Source organism: Caballeronia sp. LZ062 (genome assembly GCF_031450785.1).
In the GTDB taxonomy this organism is placed as follows: domain Bacteria; phylum Pseudomonadota; class Gammaproteobacteria; order Burkholderiales; family Burkholderiaceae; genus Caballeronia.
In genome coordinates this window covers 2,264,634-2,279,812 of the sequence record NZ_JARTWB010000002.1, presented here as the reverse complement: position 1 = coordinate 2,279,812, position 15,179 = coordinate 2,264,634, and the positions used below count along the sequence as shown (strand labels likewise).

Genomic DNA, 15,179 nt, shown 5'->3' with positions numbered 1-15,179 from the left:
AGAACTCAACCAAGCAACGCGTCGGCGAACTCTTCCGCCTTGAACGGCTGCAAGTCCTCGACTTTCTCGCCGACGCCGATGAAGTACACCGGAATCGGCCGCTGCCGCGCGATAGCGGCGAGAATGCCGCCTTTCGCGGTACCGTCTAGCTTCGTCACGATGAGACCGGTCAAGCCGAGCGCGTCGTCGAACGCCTTCACTTGCGCGAGCGCGTTCTGACCCGTGTTCGCGTCGATCACGAGCAGCACTTCGTGAGGCGCGTCCGGCATGGCCTTCGCGATCACGCGGCGCACCTTGCGCAGCTCTTCCATCAAGTGCAACTGCGTCGGCAGGCGGCCGGCGGTGTCGGCCATCATCACGTCGATCTTGCGAGCGCGGGCGGCGCCCACTGCGTCGAAAATCACGGCGGCGGCATCGCCGCTTTCCTGCGCGATCACCGTCACGTTGTTGCGCTCGCCCCAGACGGTGAGTTGTTCGCGGGCGGCGGCGCGGAACGTGTCGCCGGCGGCGAGCAGCACCGACTGATTGAAGCTCTGCAAGTGCTTCGCCAGCTTGCCGATGCTCGTCGTCTTGCCGACACCGTTCACGCCCGCGATCATCATCACGAGCGGCTGCGCGCGGCCGAGCATCAGCGACTTTTCGAGCGGGCGCAGCAAATCGACGAGCAACGTGCGCAATGCGGCCTTCACCTGCGCGGCGTCCGCGAGCCGCTCGGCGCGCACTGTCTCGCGCAGCGATTCGAGCAGGAATTCGGTGGCGTCCACGCCCGCGTCGGACATGAGCAGCGCAGTTTCCAGTTCTTCGTACAGGTCTTCGTCGATCTTCGCGCCGACGAAAATGCCCGTGAGGCTGGAGCTCGTCTTCGAGAGACCGCTCCTCAGCCGCGACAGCCACGACTTCTTCGCGGCGGCGTCGGGTTCGGGCGGCGGCAGCACTTCCTCGCTCGCTTCGTCGGTTTCGGGCGCGCGCACCCACTGTGATTGCGTGCGGCCTTGCCAATAGGGCTTCGTTTCGTCGCTCGCTGCGGGCTGCGCGGGCGCTTCGGGCGCTTGAGGTGCTTCCGGCGGTTCGGAAACCGGCTCCGCGGTCGGCGCGTCGGCCGGAATCGCGGCATCGACCGCGGGCTCGCGCTCCAGTTCCGCCTCGATGACGGGCGGGGACGCTTCTTCGTCCTCGGCAGCTTCGGGCGTGTTCTCGGCGGATGGGTCGAGCGGCGCGTCAGCCGGCTTTTTGAATCGTTTGAAGAAGCTGAACATGATCTCGGACGATGATGCGCGCGTCATTCGACGGCCCGGCGCGCTCCCTGAAGAACGCCGCGCGATGGCCCGCGCAGGAAGAGGTAAGCCGCGTATTTTATCAGGCGCGGCCTGATGCGCTTGTGCGGGAGCCGCCTGTGGTAACGTTGGCTTTCCTTACGCGCACGGCTCGTCCGATGCACGCGCGCTCGCACTCAACGCTCCTTTTATGTCCCGTTCCTCCGCATCACGCCCGGCCGCTTCGGCTACTCACCAGCGCGCTTCTTCGCGCGGTGGAAAACCGCATACGATCCGCATCATCGGCGGCAACTGGAAGCGGACGCCGCTGCCGGTGCTCGATCTGGAAGGCCTCCGTCCCACGCCGGATCGCGTGCGCGAGACGCTCTTCAACTGGCTCGGCCAGGATCTCGACGGCCAGCGTTGTCTCGATCTTTTCGCGGGCAGCGGGGCGCTCGGATTCGAAGCCGCGTCGCGGGGCGCGTCGCGCGTGCTGATGGTCGAGCGCAGTGCGCGCGCCGCCGCGCAGCTTCGCGCGAATCTGGACCGGCTTGCCGCACGCAATATCGAAGTCGCCGAAGCCGATGCGTTAAGACTCGCGGCGGGCCTCGCCCCCGGATCGTTCGACGTGATCTTTCTCGATCCTCCGTTCGGCGATCACGCGTTGCTTGCGCGCGCACTCGAACTCGCCGCGCCGCTCGCCGCGCCGGATGGCGCCATCTACGTGGAATGCGGCGAGCCGCTGGAACCCGCCGGCATCGAAGCGTTAACGGGCTGGACCGTGACCCGCGAGGGCAAGGCGGGCGCCGTTCGCTATCATTTGCTGCGCCGCGAAAATGAGGAATAATGCGCCTGCCGTATGCGGGCGCCGAGGCCGAGGCCTATCGGAGCGGGCATCGAGCCGGAATGAAGGCCGCAGGGGCGCGGCGCAAAGTCAATAAAAGAGGAGAAGCTCATGGTTGTCGCCGTGTACCCGGGAACATTCGACCCGCTGACGCGCGGGCATGAAGACATCGTGCGGCGCGCATCGAGCATTTTCGATACGCTGGTCGTGGGCGTGGCGGACAGCCGCGCGAAGAAGCCGTTCTTCTCGCTGCAGGAGCGGCTCGATATCGCGCATGACGTGCTCGGGCATTATCCGAACGTGCAGGTGAGCAGCTTTACGGGACTGCTGAAGGATTTCGTGCGGAAGAACAATGCGCGCGTGATCGTGCGCGGCTTGCGCGCCGTCTCCGACTTCGAATACGAGTTCCAGATGGCCGGCATGAACCGCTATTTGTTGCCCGACGTCGAGACCATGTTCATGACGCCGTCGGACCAATATCAGTTTATCTCCGGCACCATCGTGCGCGAGATCGCCCAACTTGGCGGCGATGTCAGCAAGTTCGTGTTTCCGTCCGTCGAAAAGCGGCTGATCGACAAGGTGGCGGCCGCGCCTCAAAAGGACTCCGCCGCACCCTGAGCGCGGGTCCGCCTACTCCTGCGAGCCGCTCTTGTTCGCTGCTTTGGCGAACGCTTCGGCGAGCTTGTCGAAATATCGCAGCGCGCCGGGCGTCAATTCAATCTGCTTGCGGCGCGCGTCTCCCGTATCGGTCAGGACGATCCAGCCTTTCTCGCGCATCGACGTGATTCGCGCGTGCAGCGTCGCGGGCGATCCGAACTGGCTTTGCGCCATCATGTCTCGCACTGAAAGCCGCTCTTTCTTCTGGCTCATGCGCGCGACGAACTCGAGGATGCGCTCTTCCAGCGGATCGAGCGCGGGCAGGCCGCGCAGGGCTTCGGCGAGTTGCAGGAAACGGAGATAGATGTCGGCGGGGCGGGCCATGCGTGTGCGTCGTCCAGTGTGACGGCTCGCGCCGCATCAACTGCGTGAGCTAAGATGCAAGCCGATGAACAACGGGTGGACATTCTACTCCCATGTCGAATCTGCGCTTGCACGTCGTCTCCGTGGTCGGCACTGCGGCCGTGTTCGTGCTTTCTCTATGGCTCAACGAACGCGTCTTCGCGCACACCGAATTCGTGCGAGGCGTCAACTGGATCTACCTGCCATCGGGCGTAAGGCTGCTCAGCACGCTCCTTCTGGGCGGCGACGGCGCGCTCGGCTTGCTGATCGCGAGCTGGCTCGTCGACTTCTTCTACTTCTTTCCGCAAGATCCGGTGCGATCGTTCGCGGGTGGCATCATCGCAACGGTGGCGCCCTATGCGGTGTACCGGCTCGCGCGCGAATGGTACGGACTCAAGGCGTCGCTGGCGAACCTCACCGCGAACCGCCTGCTGATTCTTGCGCTCGCGTATTCCATCGCGAATCCGCTTTTGCATCACATCTGGTTCGCGCTGCGAGGCGACACGCAGAACATTGTCGAGCGTTTCCTCGTGATGGTCGCGGGCGATCTCGCCGGCGCGTTGATCGTGTTGTATGCGGCAAAGGCGGTGCTGGCGATCCTGTTCAGGAATGGGCTGCCTCGCGCGGAACGGCTGGAAGAATAGTCGGAGGCGCCGTTATGCGACGTGGTGCATGAATGCGTTGGGAAACAGCAGCGACAGTGTGATGACCGCGACGCAAAACACCCAGACGACGAGATAGAGCGTGCTGCCCAAGGGTGTAAGTGTGCGCTGCCGGTTGGACAAGGTGATCACGGTGAACAACCTGACGCCCGGCCGGCGGCACGAGGCGCAGACGAGAAGCAGCAGGAAGCATCCAACGAGGCCGGGAAGCGCAAGCATAGGTCGCTCAAACAGTGATGAATCGTCGCTGATGGATGACGGCAGACCGCTATAAGAATTATAGCGATGCGGCCATGGGACAAGCATCTCTTGTTCACTGTTCGTTTACGGCAGCATCCTGCCGAAGTTGAGCAACCGCGCGGCGTTGTAGGGCGGCGCGGACCGGCAATCCCGGCGTGGCAGAGCTATAATTTCTTGTTTTTTAACGGAAAGCCGGCTGCGACATGTCTCTGATCATCACCGACGAATGCATCAACTGCGACGTCTGCGAGCCTGAGTGCCCCAACGACGCTATCTCGATGGGTACGGACATCTACGTGATCGATCCGAACAAATGCACCGAATGCGTCGGTCACTTCGATGAACCGCAGTGCCAGCAGGTCTGCCCTGTCGAGTGCATTCCGCGCGACCCGGCGCACGTGGAAACGCCGGAGCAATTGCTGACGAAGTACCACGCCTTGATGGCGGCAAAGGGCAACTAAGGCCTATCCGCCGATCACTTCTCCGAGCGCGGCCGTGAGCGCATCGCACTCGGCGTCCGTGCCAATCGAAATGCGCAAATGCTGGTCGATGCGCGGCAGCCTGAAGTGGCGCACGAAAATCTCGCGCTGCCGGAGGGCGGCGGCGAGCGCGGCGGCATCGTGAGCCGGATGCTTCGCGAACACGAAATTCGCCGCAGACGGCACCACGTCGAATCCCAGCCTCTGCAACTGCGCGTTCAATCTTTCGCGGCTCGCCACGACCTTTGCGCAGCTTTCCTCGAACCACGCACCGTCTTCGTACGACGCGATCGCCGCCGCTTGCGCGAGCCGATCGAGCGGATAGGAGTTGAAGCTGTCCTTCACACGCGTGAGCCCTTCGATCAGCGCGGCATCGCCGAACGCGAAGCCGACCCGCATACCCGCGAGCGAGCGCGCCTTTGAAGTGGTCTGCACGACGAGCAGATTCGGATACGCGTCGATCAGACGCACGGCCGATTGCGCGCCGAAATCGACATACGCCTCGTCGATAATCACCGGAACATCCGGATTCGCTCTCAACAACGCTTCGATATCCGCCAGCGGCAACGCGCGGCCAGTCGGCGCGTTCGGGTTCGGCAGCAGCACGCCGCCGTTCGGCGCGCGGTATGCGCCGATGTCGACGGCGAAATCGGCATCGAGCGGAATCGTCTCATAGCCCACGCCGTAAAGCTGCGCGTATACCGGATAGAAGCTGTATGTGATGTCCGGGAAGCGAATCGGCAGCTCGCGCTTGAGCAACGCCTGAAACGCGTGCGCCAGAACTTCGTCGGAACCGTTGCCCGCGAAGACCTGCTCGACGCGCACGCCGTGATGCGCCGCGACCGCCTCGCGCAGCGCGCGAGCCGTCGGATCGGGATACTTGCGCAGCGATGCGCCGTCGTCACTGAGTTCGCGGCGGATCGCCTCGACCACGCGCGGCGACGGCGGATACGGATTTTCGTTCGTGTTCAGCTTGATCGGATGCGTCAGCGCGGGTTGCTCGCCCGGCACATACGGCGTCAGACGATGAACGATATCGCTCCAGAAACGGCTCACGGCGGACTCCAGATTTCGTGGTCAGGGATTGCGGTGCAGGTTCATCATCGCGCGTTCCGTCTCGCCTGCGACGACGAAAGGCATGACGGCAAGCGCGCGTTCGATGGACTGGTCGATGACGTCCTGCTCCTCGCGTCGCGGCGGCTTGAGCACGAAGTTCGCGACGTCCGGCTTCGCGCCCGCGCGCGCGCCTTCTGGAATCAGATCGCGCGGATGCCCGATGCCGATGCGCAAGCGCCAGTATTGCTGCGACGACAGATGCGCGGAAATGTCCTTGAGCCCGTTGTGGCCGCCGCTGCCGCCGCCGAGCTTCATTCTGACGGTGCCGGGCGGAAGGTCGAGTTCGTCGTGCGCCACGAGAATCTCGTCGGGCAGGATCTTGAAGAACTGCGCGACCGCGACGACCGACTGGCCGGAGCGGTTCATGAACGTCTGCGGTTCCAGTAGGTGAATCTCGTGGCCGTGCAAACGGCCTTTGCCGTAGTGGCCGTGAAAGCGCCGTTCGTCGCGCAGCGTCGCGCCGGCGTCGCGCGCCAGTTGATCGACGAACCAGAAGCCCGCGTTATGGCGCGTCGCCGTGCATTCGGCGCCCGGATTGCCGAGCCCAACGATCAGCTTGATCATGTCGAATCGTCGCGAGCCGCAGCCCGCGTGTTGTCATGCGAAAAAAAACCCGCCGGGGCTTGCACACCGGCGGGTCACGTCGACCGTTCTTGGAACGGATCGAGAGGATACTACAGCGCCGTCAGGCACCTTTGGCCGCTTAGGCTGCCGGCGTTTCGCCTTCAGCTGCGTCGCCTGCCGCATCCGACTGCTTCGCAGCCGGCACGGTTGCCGATGCCACCACCGGGTTTTCCGCCTCGACGTGCGCGGTCAGCGCGACGCCCTTCGGCAGGGCGATGTCCTTCGCGTGCATCGTCTGGCCGGCTTCGATCTTCGCCAGATCGATTTCGAGGAATTCCGGCAGGTCGCCCGGCAGGCATTCCACTTCGAGTTCGGTGACGACGTGCGAGATCACGGCGCCCGCCAGCTTCACGGCCGGATTCGTTTCCTGATTCATAAAGTGGAGCGGCACCTTGGTGTGCAGCTTCTTCGACGCATCGACGCGCTGGAAATCCACGTGCAGGACCAGTTGCTTGAACGGGTGATATTGCACATCGCGCAGCAGCACTTGTTGCGAGTTGCCACCGACTTCCAGGTCGAGAATCGACGAATGGAACACTTCCTTCTTCAGGGCGTGCCACAGGGCGTTGTGGTCCAGTTCGACCAGTTGAACGTCCGCGCTACCGCCATACACGATACCCGGGGTCTTGCCCGAGTTACGCAGGCGGCGGCTCGCACCCGTACCTTGCTTGCTACGCTCGAAAGCGACGACTTTCATTTGTGACTCCTATAACTGCCCGCGACCAGGCAGGGAATACGGATCATCGGAATGGACGATCCCATAACAAACGGCGCGAACCTTCGTACGTTCGCGCCGATCATGCAAGCACGCGAAGCGTGAGCTTCGCGTGTGTTGCCAATGCTTTAACCTTCGGCGAAGAGCGACATCACCGAGTCGCCGCGCCGGATGCGCGAGAACGTCTCAGCGAGCAGTCCCGCGCTCGTCAGCGGGCGAATCTTCGGGCATGCCAGAGATTCGGCCGACAGCGGAATGGTGTCCGTGACGACGAGCTCGTCGAGCTGCGACGCCGTGATGCGCTCCGCCGCGCCGCCCGACAGCACCGGGTGCGTCGCGTAGGCAAAAACCTGCTTCGCGCCGCGATCCTTCAGCACCTGCGCAGCCTTGCACAGCGTGCCGGCGGTATCGACCATGTCGTCCATGATGACGCACGTGCGGCCTTCGACTTCACCGATGATGTTCATCACTTCGGCGACGTTCGCCTTAGGACGGCGCTTGTCGATAATCGCCAGGTCCGTGTTCATCTGCTTGGCGAGCGCGCGGGCGCGCACGACACCACCGACGTCCGGCGACACGATCAACAGATGATCATGGTTCTGCTTGCGCAGATCGCCGAGCAGAACGGGCGTGGCGTAGATGTTGTCGACGGGAATGTCGAAGAAACCTTGAATCTGATCTGCGTGAAGGTCCATGGTGATCACGCGATCGACGCCGGCAATTTCCAGCATGTTCGCGACGACCTTCGCCGAGATAGCCACGCGGGCGGAACGCGGACGGCGGTCCTGGCGCGCATAGCCGAAGTAGGGGATGGCTGCGGTGATCCGGCCTGCGGATGCGCGCTTGAGCGCATCGACCATGATCATGAGTTCCATCAGGTTATCGTTCGTCGGTGCGCACGTGGACTGAAGAACGAATACGTCTTTGCCTCGAACGTTTTCCTGGATCTCGACCATGATTTCGCCGTCGGAGAAACGGCTGACCATCGCCTTGCCGAGAGGAATTCCAAGAATTTTGACGACTTCCTGAGCAAGCGCGGGATTCGCGTTGCCAGTAAAAACCATCAGGCCGTCACTGCTCATCGTGCACCTGTCTGCGGCTGGAGGCGTGAGGAAAACGCGAGAAAGAATGGCAGGGGAGGAAGGACTCGAACCCTCGCATGCCGGAATCAAAATCCGGTGCCTTGACCAACTTGGCGACTCCCCTACACTAAACCTTGATTCTTGCCGGGAAGTGTAGGACATACCCGGCAAAACTAAATCTATGACGCGAAAGCGAAGAGAGGATGAGAATCCAGACTGCTTGTGACCACACTTCTCCAGCTTGCCGGCAGTTTAGCTTGCGCCAACTCCGCTTCGGTTTGGCTGGGGAAAGCAGCAAACACGCTTGCTCCAGATCCGGTCATTCGCGCCGGTGCGAGATTGGAGAACCACTCGAGCACCTTCGCAACTTCCGCGTACTTTCCTGCAACCACAGCCTGCATGTCGTTCCGACCGAAGCTGTCTGGCCAGTTAGTGTCTGACCTTTGCTGTGCAAGAAAGTCCATAATTGTGGCGGCTTTCGTATTCCGTGTCAAGCTTTTTTCGGAGAAAATCGCCGCGGTCGGAACGTGTACATCGGGCGTTACCACTAGGAAGAAACGTTTCGGCAGTTTCACCGCCTGCAGCGCCTCACCCACACCCTCTGCAAATGCATTTTGCCCGAAGACAAAAAACGGCACGTCCGCGCCGAGTTGCAGGGCGAGATTCTGCAGAGTTTCACGCGAAAGGTCAACTCCCCATAGGCGATTCAACGCCAAAAGAGTCGTCGCTGCGTCAGAACTGCCTCCGCCGAGACCTGCGCCCATCGGCAGACGCTTGTCGATCTCGATCTCGACGCCATAGCGGCTGCCCGTGTGCTTCTGGAGCAATCGCGCGGCCCGCACGACGAGATCGTCGTCCTCGGGCACGCCGGGCACATCCGTCTTACGCGTGACCATGCCGTCGTCGCGGCGCGTGAAGTGCAGCACGTCGCCCCAGTCGAGCAACTGGAAGACGGTTTGCAACGCGTGGTAGCCATCCGGACGACGGCCCGTGATGTGAAGGAACAGGTTCAGCTTCGCGGGCGCGAGGCAATCGCGCATTGAATCAATGGAGGAAGACATGCGAAAGACGAGAAAGCGTTACTGGTCGATGACGAGCTTGATGTCGAGCGGCGGCTCGGTGCGCGTGAGATTCACGCGCTTGACGCCGGTCGCAGGCGGCTCGGCATAGGCCAGATAGTCGATCGTCCAGCCGTCCTGCTTGATTTCCTTGGGACGGCCGTTGTTCGACTCGGAGTCGAGCGTAGTCTGCGCACGCGAGGTCGGCGCAGCCGACGGTTGCAGCCAGTAACGCAAGCCTTCGACTGGAAGCGCGAAGCCGAGCGCGTTCTGCATCAGATTCGACACGTTGTCCGCGTTGAGCGGCTGCCGGTTCGGCAATTCGAGCGTAGCGAGAGAAGGCGACGACGTGACGATCGCCATGGTCTGGCCGAGCGGATTACGCAATTGCAGCGTGACCGTATCGCCGGTTTCCTGCCAGTCGAAGTTGCCGTAGGCGTTGCGCTGGACGCCGTTCTGGTCGTTGTATTGCACGGCGAAGCGCCCGTGGTACATGCGGCTCGTCTGCGTCGCAAGCGATGTCGAACCTTCCGACGTGGTCGGCAGGCGCGGCTGGAGCGCACAGCCGGAGAGAACGAGCGCGGCAGCCGCCGCGAATCCGAGCGCCCAGCGCCGAGCCCCGGAACGCTTTGCGCCGGCGAAAAAATCGAGTGCCATCAAAGGTCGTTTACCTGGAGTCGTTTTAGCGTTTTGACGAGCGTGTCGTTGCCCGGCTCTAGCTTTTGAGCCTGCCGCCACGTGGCGCGCGCCTGATCCTGCTGACCGGACTTCCACTGCACTTCACCGAGATGCGCGCCGATTTCGGCATTCGGCTGAAGGTCATAAGCATTCTTGAGGATTTTCTCCGCTTCGGCCGCGTTGCCTTGACGGAAGCGCGCCCAGCCGAGGCTGTCCATGATGAACGCGTCGTTCGGCGCGAGCGACACCGCCTTCTCGATCAAATTCACCGCTTCGTCCAGCCGTATGTTGCGATCGACGAGCGAATAGCCGAGCGCGTTATATGCCTGCGGGTTGTTCGGCTGCGTGCGCATGAGCGTGCGCAGTTGCGTTTCCATCACGTCGTAGTGGCCGTTCTTTTCAGCGGCCATCGCGTAGTCATAAACGAGATCGGGGTCGTCGGGGAACGCGCCAACGGCCTTCGCCAGATTGTCCTCGGCTTCCTGATAACGATGCGCTTCGAAGAGAATCGCCGAATCGGTACGCGCGAGAAGCGCGAGATCGCGCGGATCGGAGCTTTGCAGACTGTTGATGAGCGCGCGCGCGTCGTCCACCTTGCCTTGCTTCGCGAGCAGTTGCGCACGCGTGATCTGCGCCGGCAAATACTGCTGGCTCGTGCGCGGAATCTTGTCGAGCCACTGCGCGGCGGCGGCCTCGTCTTTCTGCTCCAGCGCGAGTTGCGCGAGATAGATGTACGCCTGACCGGGGTCCGCGCCCGGCGTGTTTTCCGCCGCTTTCGCGTACTGGTTCAGATAGTCCTTGGCTTTGTCGAACTGCTTCTTCTGAATGTCGATGAGCGCGAGCGCCATCAACGGCGTCAGGTCCTTGGAGTCGTTCTTGCGCATGATTTCGAACTGCTTCTGCGCGTCGTCGAGCCGGTCGGACGACAGATACAGTTGCGCGAGCGCGAGCCGCGCATCATGCGACTTCGGGTTCTTCTCCAGATACTTCTCGAACGAAGCGATGCCTTCCGCGCGCTCCTGCGGCCCCATGCGCGCGAGCGTCAACGCAGCCGGCAGATAGTCGGGCCGCAATTGCAGCGCTTTTTCGAGCGATGCCTTCGCTCCCGGCTGATCGTCCGCGAGCAATTGCTGCCGCGCCAGCGCGAGTTGCGCTTCCGGTCGACTCTGATCGTTCGCGGTGAGGTCCTTGAGCACGTTGAGGCCGCCGACGCGATTCGGGCCGCGCGCGAGCAGCGATTGCAACGAGAGAAGCGCTTCGCCGCGCTGCTCGGGCGGCACTTTGGCGAGTTCGCGTTCGAGCGTGGGCTTCGCGTCGTCGGGCTTGCCCGACACGATCAAGAGCGAGGCGCTCAGCTGTGCCGCGCGATCCGAATGCGGCGCGAACTGCTGCCAGAGTTGCGCCGACGTGAGCGCGTCGTTCGGGCTTTGTGCCGCGATGGCGATTTCGGTCGCGCGCTGGGCGAAGCGCGGATCGTGCGTGTCGCGGGCGAGCGAGAGGTACGTCTGATAAGCGGGCGCGGGCTGACCACGCTGCAACGCGACTTCGGCGGCCAGCACCTGGAACACGATCTGGCTGGAGATCGGCACATCGGGCAGGTCTTGTTGCTCCGCGCCGCTGACCGGCGCGGTCAGCGCGTCGGCGGCGGTCTGGGCAGCGGACTCGTCGTCGCTCGGAACGGGTGTCGAATTGGGCGACTGCGCATGGGCAGGCGCGAACGCGAGTGCAGCGAAAGCCAGCGCCACCGCCCCGGCGGCACGTGAGATTGGCATCGCGAACGATTGCGTCGAGCCGGCCTGACGCTTCGCAAACAGCTTCATGACGAACGAGTTCATGGAAATCCAGACGATGTTTCGGTCGATTGTAACGCGGTGGCTAAAATACCGGCACAATCGCCGAAGCAAGTCTCTCTCCAGAAAATGCCCGAACTTCCGGAAGTCGAAGTCACCCGTCGGGGAATCGAACCCTATGTCGCAGGACGGCGCGTCGAGCATGTCGACGTGCGCACGCCGGCGCTGCGCTGGCCCATTCCGAAGCATCTCGCGAAGACGCTCGGGCATTTGAAAATCGAGAAGGTCGAGCGGCGCGGCAAGTATCTGTTATTCGAAACCGCCGACGGCTGGCTGATCGTTCATCTCGGGATGACCGGCACGCTGCGCGTGCTGCGCAACGTGCCGCGGCCGCCGGACGCCGCGAAGCACGATCACGTCGATCTGATCTTCGACGAGTTCATCCTGCGGTTTCGCGATCCGCGCCGCTTCGGCGCGATTCTCTGGCATCCGCGCGAAGACGGCGATGTGCTCGCGCATCCGCTGCTCGCGAGTCTCGGCGTCGAGCCGTTCTCGCCGGAGTTCTCGGGCGCGCTTCTGTTTCGCGAGACCCGCGGGCGCAAAGTGTCGGTGAAGCAGGCGCTGCTTGCGGGCGGTATCGTCGTGGGCGTGGGCAATATCTATGCGTCGGAGAGCCTCTTTCGCGCGGGCATCCGGCCGACGACCGCGGCTGGCCGCATCTCGCTCGTGCGCTATGACCTGCTTGCGGACGCTGTGCGCGTGACGCTCGCCGCGGCCATCGACAAAGGCGGCAGTACACTGCGCGACTTCGTCGGCAGCAATGGCGAATCCGGCTACTTCCAGCTCGACTACTTCGTCTATGATCGCGCCGGTCTGCCATGCCACGTCTGCGGCACGGCAATCCGCCAAATCGTTCAGGGACAGCGTTCGACGTACTTTTGTCCGCGCTGCCAACGCTAATTCCGATGCTCGCACTCACCGACTTTTCCGCGCGCCTGATCGCGTGGCAACGCATTCACGGCCGTCACGATCTGCCGTGGCAGAACACGCGCGACGCCTATCGCATCTGGCTGTCGGAGATCATGCTGCAGCAGACGCAGGTCACGACCGTCATTCCGTACTACGCGCGCTTTCTCGAACGCTTTCCGACCGTGACCGCGCTCGCGGATGCGCCCATCGACGACGTCATGGCGCTGTGGGCCGGTCTCGGCTATTACTCGCGCGCACGCAATCTGCATCGCTGCGCGCAAGTCGTGGCGCACGAGCATGACGGCGAGTTTCCCCGCACCGTCGATGAACTCGCGGAGTTGCCGGGCATCGGGCGCTCGACGGCGGCGGCCATTGCGTCGTTCGCATTCGGCGCCCGCGCGACGATTCTCGACGGCAACGTCAAGCGCGTGCTCGCGCGCGTGTTCGGCGTGGAGGGCTTTCCGGGAGAGAAGCGTGTCGAAAACGCGATGTGGACGCTCGCTGAATCGCTCTTGCCCGACGCCGCCGGCAAGAACGAAGTCACCGCCTACACGCAAGGCCTCATGGACCTCGGCGCGACGCTCTGCGTGCGCGGCAAGCCGGACTGCGTGCGGTGTCCGTTCGCATCGGATTGCGTCGCGAACGTGGAAGGACGGCAGCGCGAACTGCCGGCGGCGCGCCCGAAAAAGACCGTGCCGACGCGCAAAACGTGGATGCTGGTGCTGAAGGACGGCGATTCGATTCTGCTGGAGAAGCGCCCGCCGACGGGCATCTGGGGCGGTCTGTGGAGTCTGCCCGAAGCATCGGATGAGGCGGCGCTCGCCGCAGTCGCGCAGGACAATGGCTGCGAGGCCGACTTGCAGCGCCTGGCGTCTTTCTCGCACACGTTCACGCACTTCAAGCTGGACATCGAGCCGCGCCTCGGCGAGATGCATGGCGCGGCGCTGAAGGCAAAGGACGCGCGCACCGTATGGGCGCCGCTGTCGCGCATCGATTCGTTCGGTGTGCCCGCGCCGGTGCGCAAGCTGCTCGACGCACTGACCGGCACGCTGCTCTAAAGCAACTGATGTTGCTGCATGTAGTGATGCACGACGTCGATGCGCGCGCCGGCATCCAGCAGTTCCATGAGCTTCTGGCGCGAGCGCATGGGAATCGGCAGGATCTCGGCGAGCCGGTTCGACACCCACGTGGGATCGTCCAGCAGAAACGGCTCGATGAAAGGCAGGTTCTCCGGCTCGCGCGTCTTAATCGCCTCGATGATGCGCTCCAGCACTTCCGCGCACGCGCCGAACTTGGCGAGCGTCTCGGCGCCTTGCAGCGGCCGGTCATCGCCATAAAGCTCGGCGGTGCCGACGAGCAGATTGCTCGCCTCCACGCGATGCGACAGCAGCCGGAAGCGCTCCGTGCCGCGCGCCTGCACGAGCAGAAGCCCGAAGGTGTCGACATCGCATTCGATGATTTCCGCGAGGCAACCCACGTTCTCGGGCACCGACGGATCGCCGGGCGACGCGATCTCGTGACCGCTTTTCAGCAGACAGACGCCGAAGGGCGTCTTCTCCCGCAGGCAGCCGCGCGCCATGTCGAGATAGCGTGCCTCGAAAATTTTGAGCGGCAGGAGCCCGCCAGGGAAAAGCACGGTGTGCAGCGGAAACAGCGGCACGTCGAAGAGAACGGGATTCGCGGGATTCGGGGACATCGCACCGCTCCAGAGGGGACCGCCTGCGCGGCGATCAGGTTCGCGTGATGCTCGCGCTTTCATCCACGGGGATGGGCGCGTCACGGTGCCGCACGATCACGGTTGCGTCGTCGCGAAAACGCGCGGCGAGCGCCTCCGCGATATACACCGAGCGATGCTGCCCGCCCGTGCAGCCGATGCCAACGGTCAGATAGCTGCGATTGTCGTCGCGAAAACGCGGCAGCCATTTGCCAACGAAGCTGCCGATATCGTCGATCATCTCGCCGACCATCGGCTGGGCCGAAAGATAGTCGATGATCGGCTGATCGCAGCCGGTGAACGGGCGCAACTCACGGTCGTAGTACGGATTCGGCAGCGTGCGCACGTCGAAGACGAGATCGGCGTCGAGCGGCACGCCGCGCTTGAATCCGAACGACTCGAACATCAGCGTGAGACCGGCGGCTTCGGTTTCGACAAAGCGCCGGACCCACGCGCGCAGAACGTTCGCGCGCAGGTTGCTCGTGTCGATCTGATGCCCGTATTCCGCAAGTCCCGCCACGAGTTCGCGCTCGCGCTCAATTGCTTCGCCAAGCGAGTTCAGCACGCCCACGCTTGCATCGTGCCCCGGCGGACCGGAGAGCGGATGACGGCGGCGCGTCTCGGAGAAGCGTTGAATGAGCGCCTGCGTGCTCGCGTTGAGGAACAGCACGCGCAGATCGTAGGCGCTCGTGAGGTTGTCGATAATCGACGGGACTTCGTCGAGCGAAAGGCTCGAACGGGCGTCGATTGCGACGGCGAGGCGCTGCTGGCCCTCGCTCGCGAGATACGCGGCGAGATCGGGCAAAAAGCGCGGAGGCAGGTTGTCGACGCAGTAGTAGCCGCCGTCTTCGAGGGCATTGAGCGCGACGGACTTGCCAGAGCCGGATATGCCGGTGATCAGGATGATACGCATGGAAGTGTGCTCGTTCGCTTCATCTTAGCACCTGCATATCGTC

At 63.3% G+C, this 15,179-nt stretch carries 18 protein-coding genes and 1 tRNA gene; 6 read left to right on the top strand and 13 right to left on the bottom strand.

Annotated elements, in window-relative coordinates; translation table 11 throughout:
* Positions 1 to 5: 5 nt before the first annotated feature.
* Positions 6 to 1,256 (bottom strand): signal recognition particle-docking protein FtsY, encoded by a 1,251-nt coding sequence (ftsY, locus tag P9239_RS16655; RefSeq protein ID WP_309754103.1) that lies wholly within the window; start codon positions 1,254 to 1,256, stop codon positions 6 to 8.
* Positions 1,257 to 1,464: 208 nt separating this feature from the next.
* Between ftsY and rsmD the strand changes: the two genes are divergently transcribed.
* Together rsmD and coaD are read left to right on the top strand one after the other, a co-directional pair.
* Positions 1,465 to 2,100 carry a 16S rRNA (guanine(966)-N(2))-methyltransferase RsmD gene (rsmD, locus tag P9239_RS16650; protein ID WP_309752804.1) on the top strand — a complete coding sequence of 212 codons (636 nt, stop codon included), beginning with the start codon at positions 1,465 to 1,467 and terminating at the stop codon, positions 2,098 to 2,100.
* A 108-nt stretch (positions 2,101 to 2,208) separates the two neighbouring features.
* The gene (coaD, locus tag P9239_RS16645; RefSeq protein WP_309752802.1) at positions 2,209 to 2,715 is read left to right on the top strand and encodes a pantetheine-phosphate adenylyltransferase; all 507 of its coding nucleotides are present in this window, start codon (positions 2,209 to 2,211) and stop codon (positions 2,713 to 2,715) included.
* Positions 2,716 to 2,727: 12 nt separating this feature from the next.
* On the opposite strand, the gene P9239_RS16640 is transcribed toward coaD, so the two are convergent.
* Positions 2,728 to 3,078: a winged helix-turn-helix domain-containing protein gene (locus tag P9239_RS16640; RefSeq protein WP_309752800.1), complete on the bottom strand. Its 351-nt coding sequence runs from the start codon at positions 3,076 to 3,078 to the stop codon at positions 2,728 to 2,730.
* A gap of 92 nt (positions 3,079 to 3,170) precedes the next feature.
* Here P9239_RS16640 and P9239_RS16635 point away from each other — a divergent pair, with 92 nt between their 5' ends.
* Positions 3,171 to 3,740 (top strand): hypothetical protein, encoded by a 570-nt coding sequence (locus P9239_RS16635; protein WP_309752798.1) that lies wholly within the window; start codon positions 3,171 to 3,173, stop codon positions 3,738 to 3,740.
* Positions 3,741 to 3,752: 12 nt separating this feature from the next.
* Here P9239_RS16635 and P9239_RS16630 read toward each other — a convergent pair whose 3' ends face one another.
* Entirely contained in the window at positions 3,753 to 3,977 is a 225-nt protein-coding gene (locus P9239_RS16630) for a hypothetical protein (protein ID WP_309752796.1), read from the bottom strand.
* A gap of 224 nt (positions 3,978 to 4,201) precedes the next feature.
* Between P9239_RS16630 and P9239_RS16625 the strand changes: the two genes are divergently transcribed.
* Complete coding sequence (locus P9239_RS16625) at positions 4,202 to 4,459, top strand: YfhL family 4Fe-4S dicluster ferredoxin (protein ID WP_309752793.1); 258 nt, start codon at positions 4,202 to 4,204, stop codon at positions 4,457 to 4,459.
* Positions 4,460 to 4,462: 3 nt separating this feature from the next.
* Here the strand turns inward: P9239_RS16625 and hisC are convergent, their stop codons facing one another.
* The 8 genes from hisC to P9239_RS16585 all read right to left on the bottom strand — a co-directional run bounded on the left by hisC (position 4,463) and on the right by P9239_RS16585 (position 11,585).
* The gene (hisC, locus tag P9239_RS16620; protein ID WP_309752791.1) at positions 4,463 to 5,533 is read right to left on the bottom strand and encodes a histidinol-phosphate transaminase; all 1,071 of its coding nucleotides are present in this window, start codon (positions 5,531 to 5,533) and stop codon (positions 4,463 to 4,465) included.
* Positions 5,534 to 5,554: 21 nt separating this feature from the next.
* Complete coding sequence (pth, locus tag P9239_RS16615) at positions 5,555 to 6,157, bottom strand: aminoacyl-tRNA hydrolase (RefSeq protein ID WP_309752789.1); 603 nt, start codon at positions 6,155 to 6,157, stop codon at positions 5,555 to 5,557.
* A gap of 139 nt (positions 6,158 to 6,296) precedes the next feature.
* Positions 6,297 to 6,914 (bottom strand): 50S ribosomal protein L25/general stress protein Ctc, encoded by a 618-nt coding sequence (locus P9239_RS16610; protein ID WP_309752787.1) that lies wholly within the window; start codon positions 6,912 to 6,914, stop codon positions 6,297 to 6,299.
* Between the two features lie 146 nt (positions 6,915 to 7,060).
* Positions 7,061 to 8,014 carry a ribose-phosphate pyrophosphokinase gene (locus P9239_RS16605; protein WP_175939311.1) on the bottom strand — a complete coding sequence of 318 codons (954 nt, stop codon included), beginning with the start codon at positions 8,012 to 8,014 and terminating at the stop codon, positions 7,061 to 7,063.
* A gap of 47 nt (positions 8,015 to 8,061) precedes the next feature.
* A tRNA-Gln gene (locus P9239_RS16600) sits at positions 8,062 to 8,138 on the bottom strand.
* 55 nt (positions 8,139 to 8,193) lie between these two features.
* Positions 8,194 to 9,075: a 4-(cytidine 5'-diphospho)-2-C-methyl-D-erythritol kinase gene (gene ispE / locus P9239_RS16595; RefSeq protein WP_309752784.1), complete on the bottom strand. Its 882-nt coding sequence runs from the start codon at positions 9,073 to 9,075 to the stop codon at positions 8,194 to 8,196.
* Between the two features lie 18 nt (positions 9,076 to 9,093).
* Positions 9,094 to 9,729 carry a lipoprotein insertase outer membrane protein LolB gene (lolB, locus tag P9239_RS16590; RefSeq protein ID WP_309752782.1) on the bottom strand — a complete coding sequence of 212 codons (636 nt, stop codon included), beginning with the start codon at positions 9,727 to 9,729 and terminating at the stop codon, positions 9,094 to 9,096.
* Positions 9,729 to 11,585, bottom strand: a complete 1,857-nt coding sequence (locus P9239_RS16585) for a tetratricopeptide repeat protein (RefSeq protein WP_309752780.1) — start codon at positions 11,583 to 11,585, stop codon at positions 9,729 to 9,731. Before P9239_RS16585 ends, lolB begins: the two co-directional genes overlap by 1 nt.
* Before the next feature lie 84 nt (positions 11,586 to 11,669).
* Here P9239_RS16585 and mutM point away from each other — a divergent pair, with 84 nt between their 5' ends.
* Both mutM and mutY read left to right on the top strand, forming a co-directional pair.
* Positions 11,670 to 12,500, top strand: a complete 831-nt coding sequence (mutM, locus tag P9239_RS16580) for a bifunctional DNA-formamidopyrimidine glycosylase/DNA-(apurinic or apyrimidinic site) lyase (protein ID WP_309752778.1) — start codon at positions 11,670 to 11,672, stop codon at positions 12,498 to 12,500.
* 5 nt (positions 12,501 to 12,505) lie between these two features.
* Positions 12,506 to 13,567 (top strand): A/G-specific adenine glycosylase, encoded by a 1,062-nt coding sequence (gene mutY / locus P9239_RS16575; protein ID WP_309752776.1) that lies wholly within the window; start codon positions 12,506 to 12,508, stop codon positions 13,565 to 13,567.
* Here mutY and P9239_RS16570 read toward each other — a convergent pair.
* Together P9239_RS16570 and rapZ are read right to left on the bottom strand one after the other, a co-directional pair.
* Positions 13,564 to 14,205, bottom strand: coding sequence for an LON peptidase substrate-binding domain-containing protein (locus P9239_RS16570; protein ID WP_309752774.1), 642 nt, complete (start codon positions 14,203 to 14,205; stop codon positions 13,564 to 13,566). The genes mutY and P9239_RS16570 overlap by 4 nt on opposite strands.
* A 34-nt stretch (positions 14,206 to 14,239) precedes the next feature.
* Positions 14,240 to 15,136 carry an RNase adapter RapZ gene (gene rapZ / locus P9239_RS16565; protein ID WP_309752772.1) on the bottom strand — a complete coding sequence of 299 codons (897 nt, stop codon included), beginning with the start codon at positions 15,134 to 15,136 and terminating at the stop codon, positions 14,240 to 14,242.
* Positions 15,137 to 15,179: the final 43 nt, after the last annotated feature.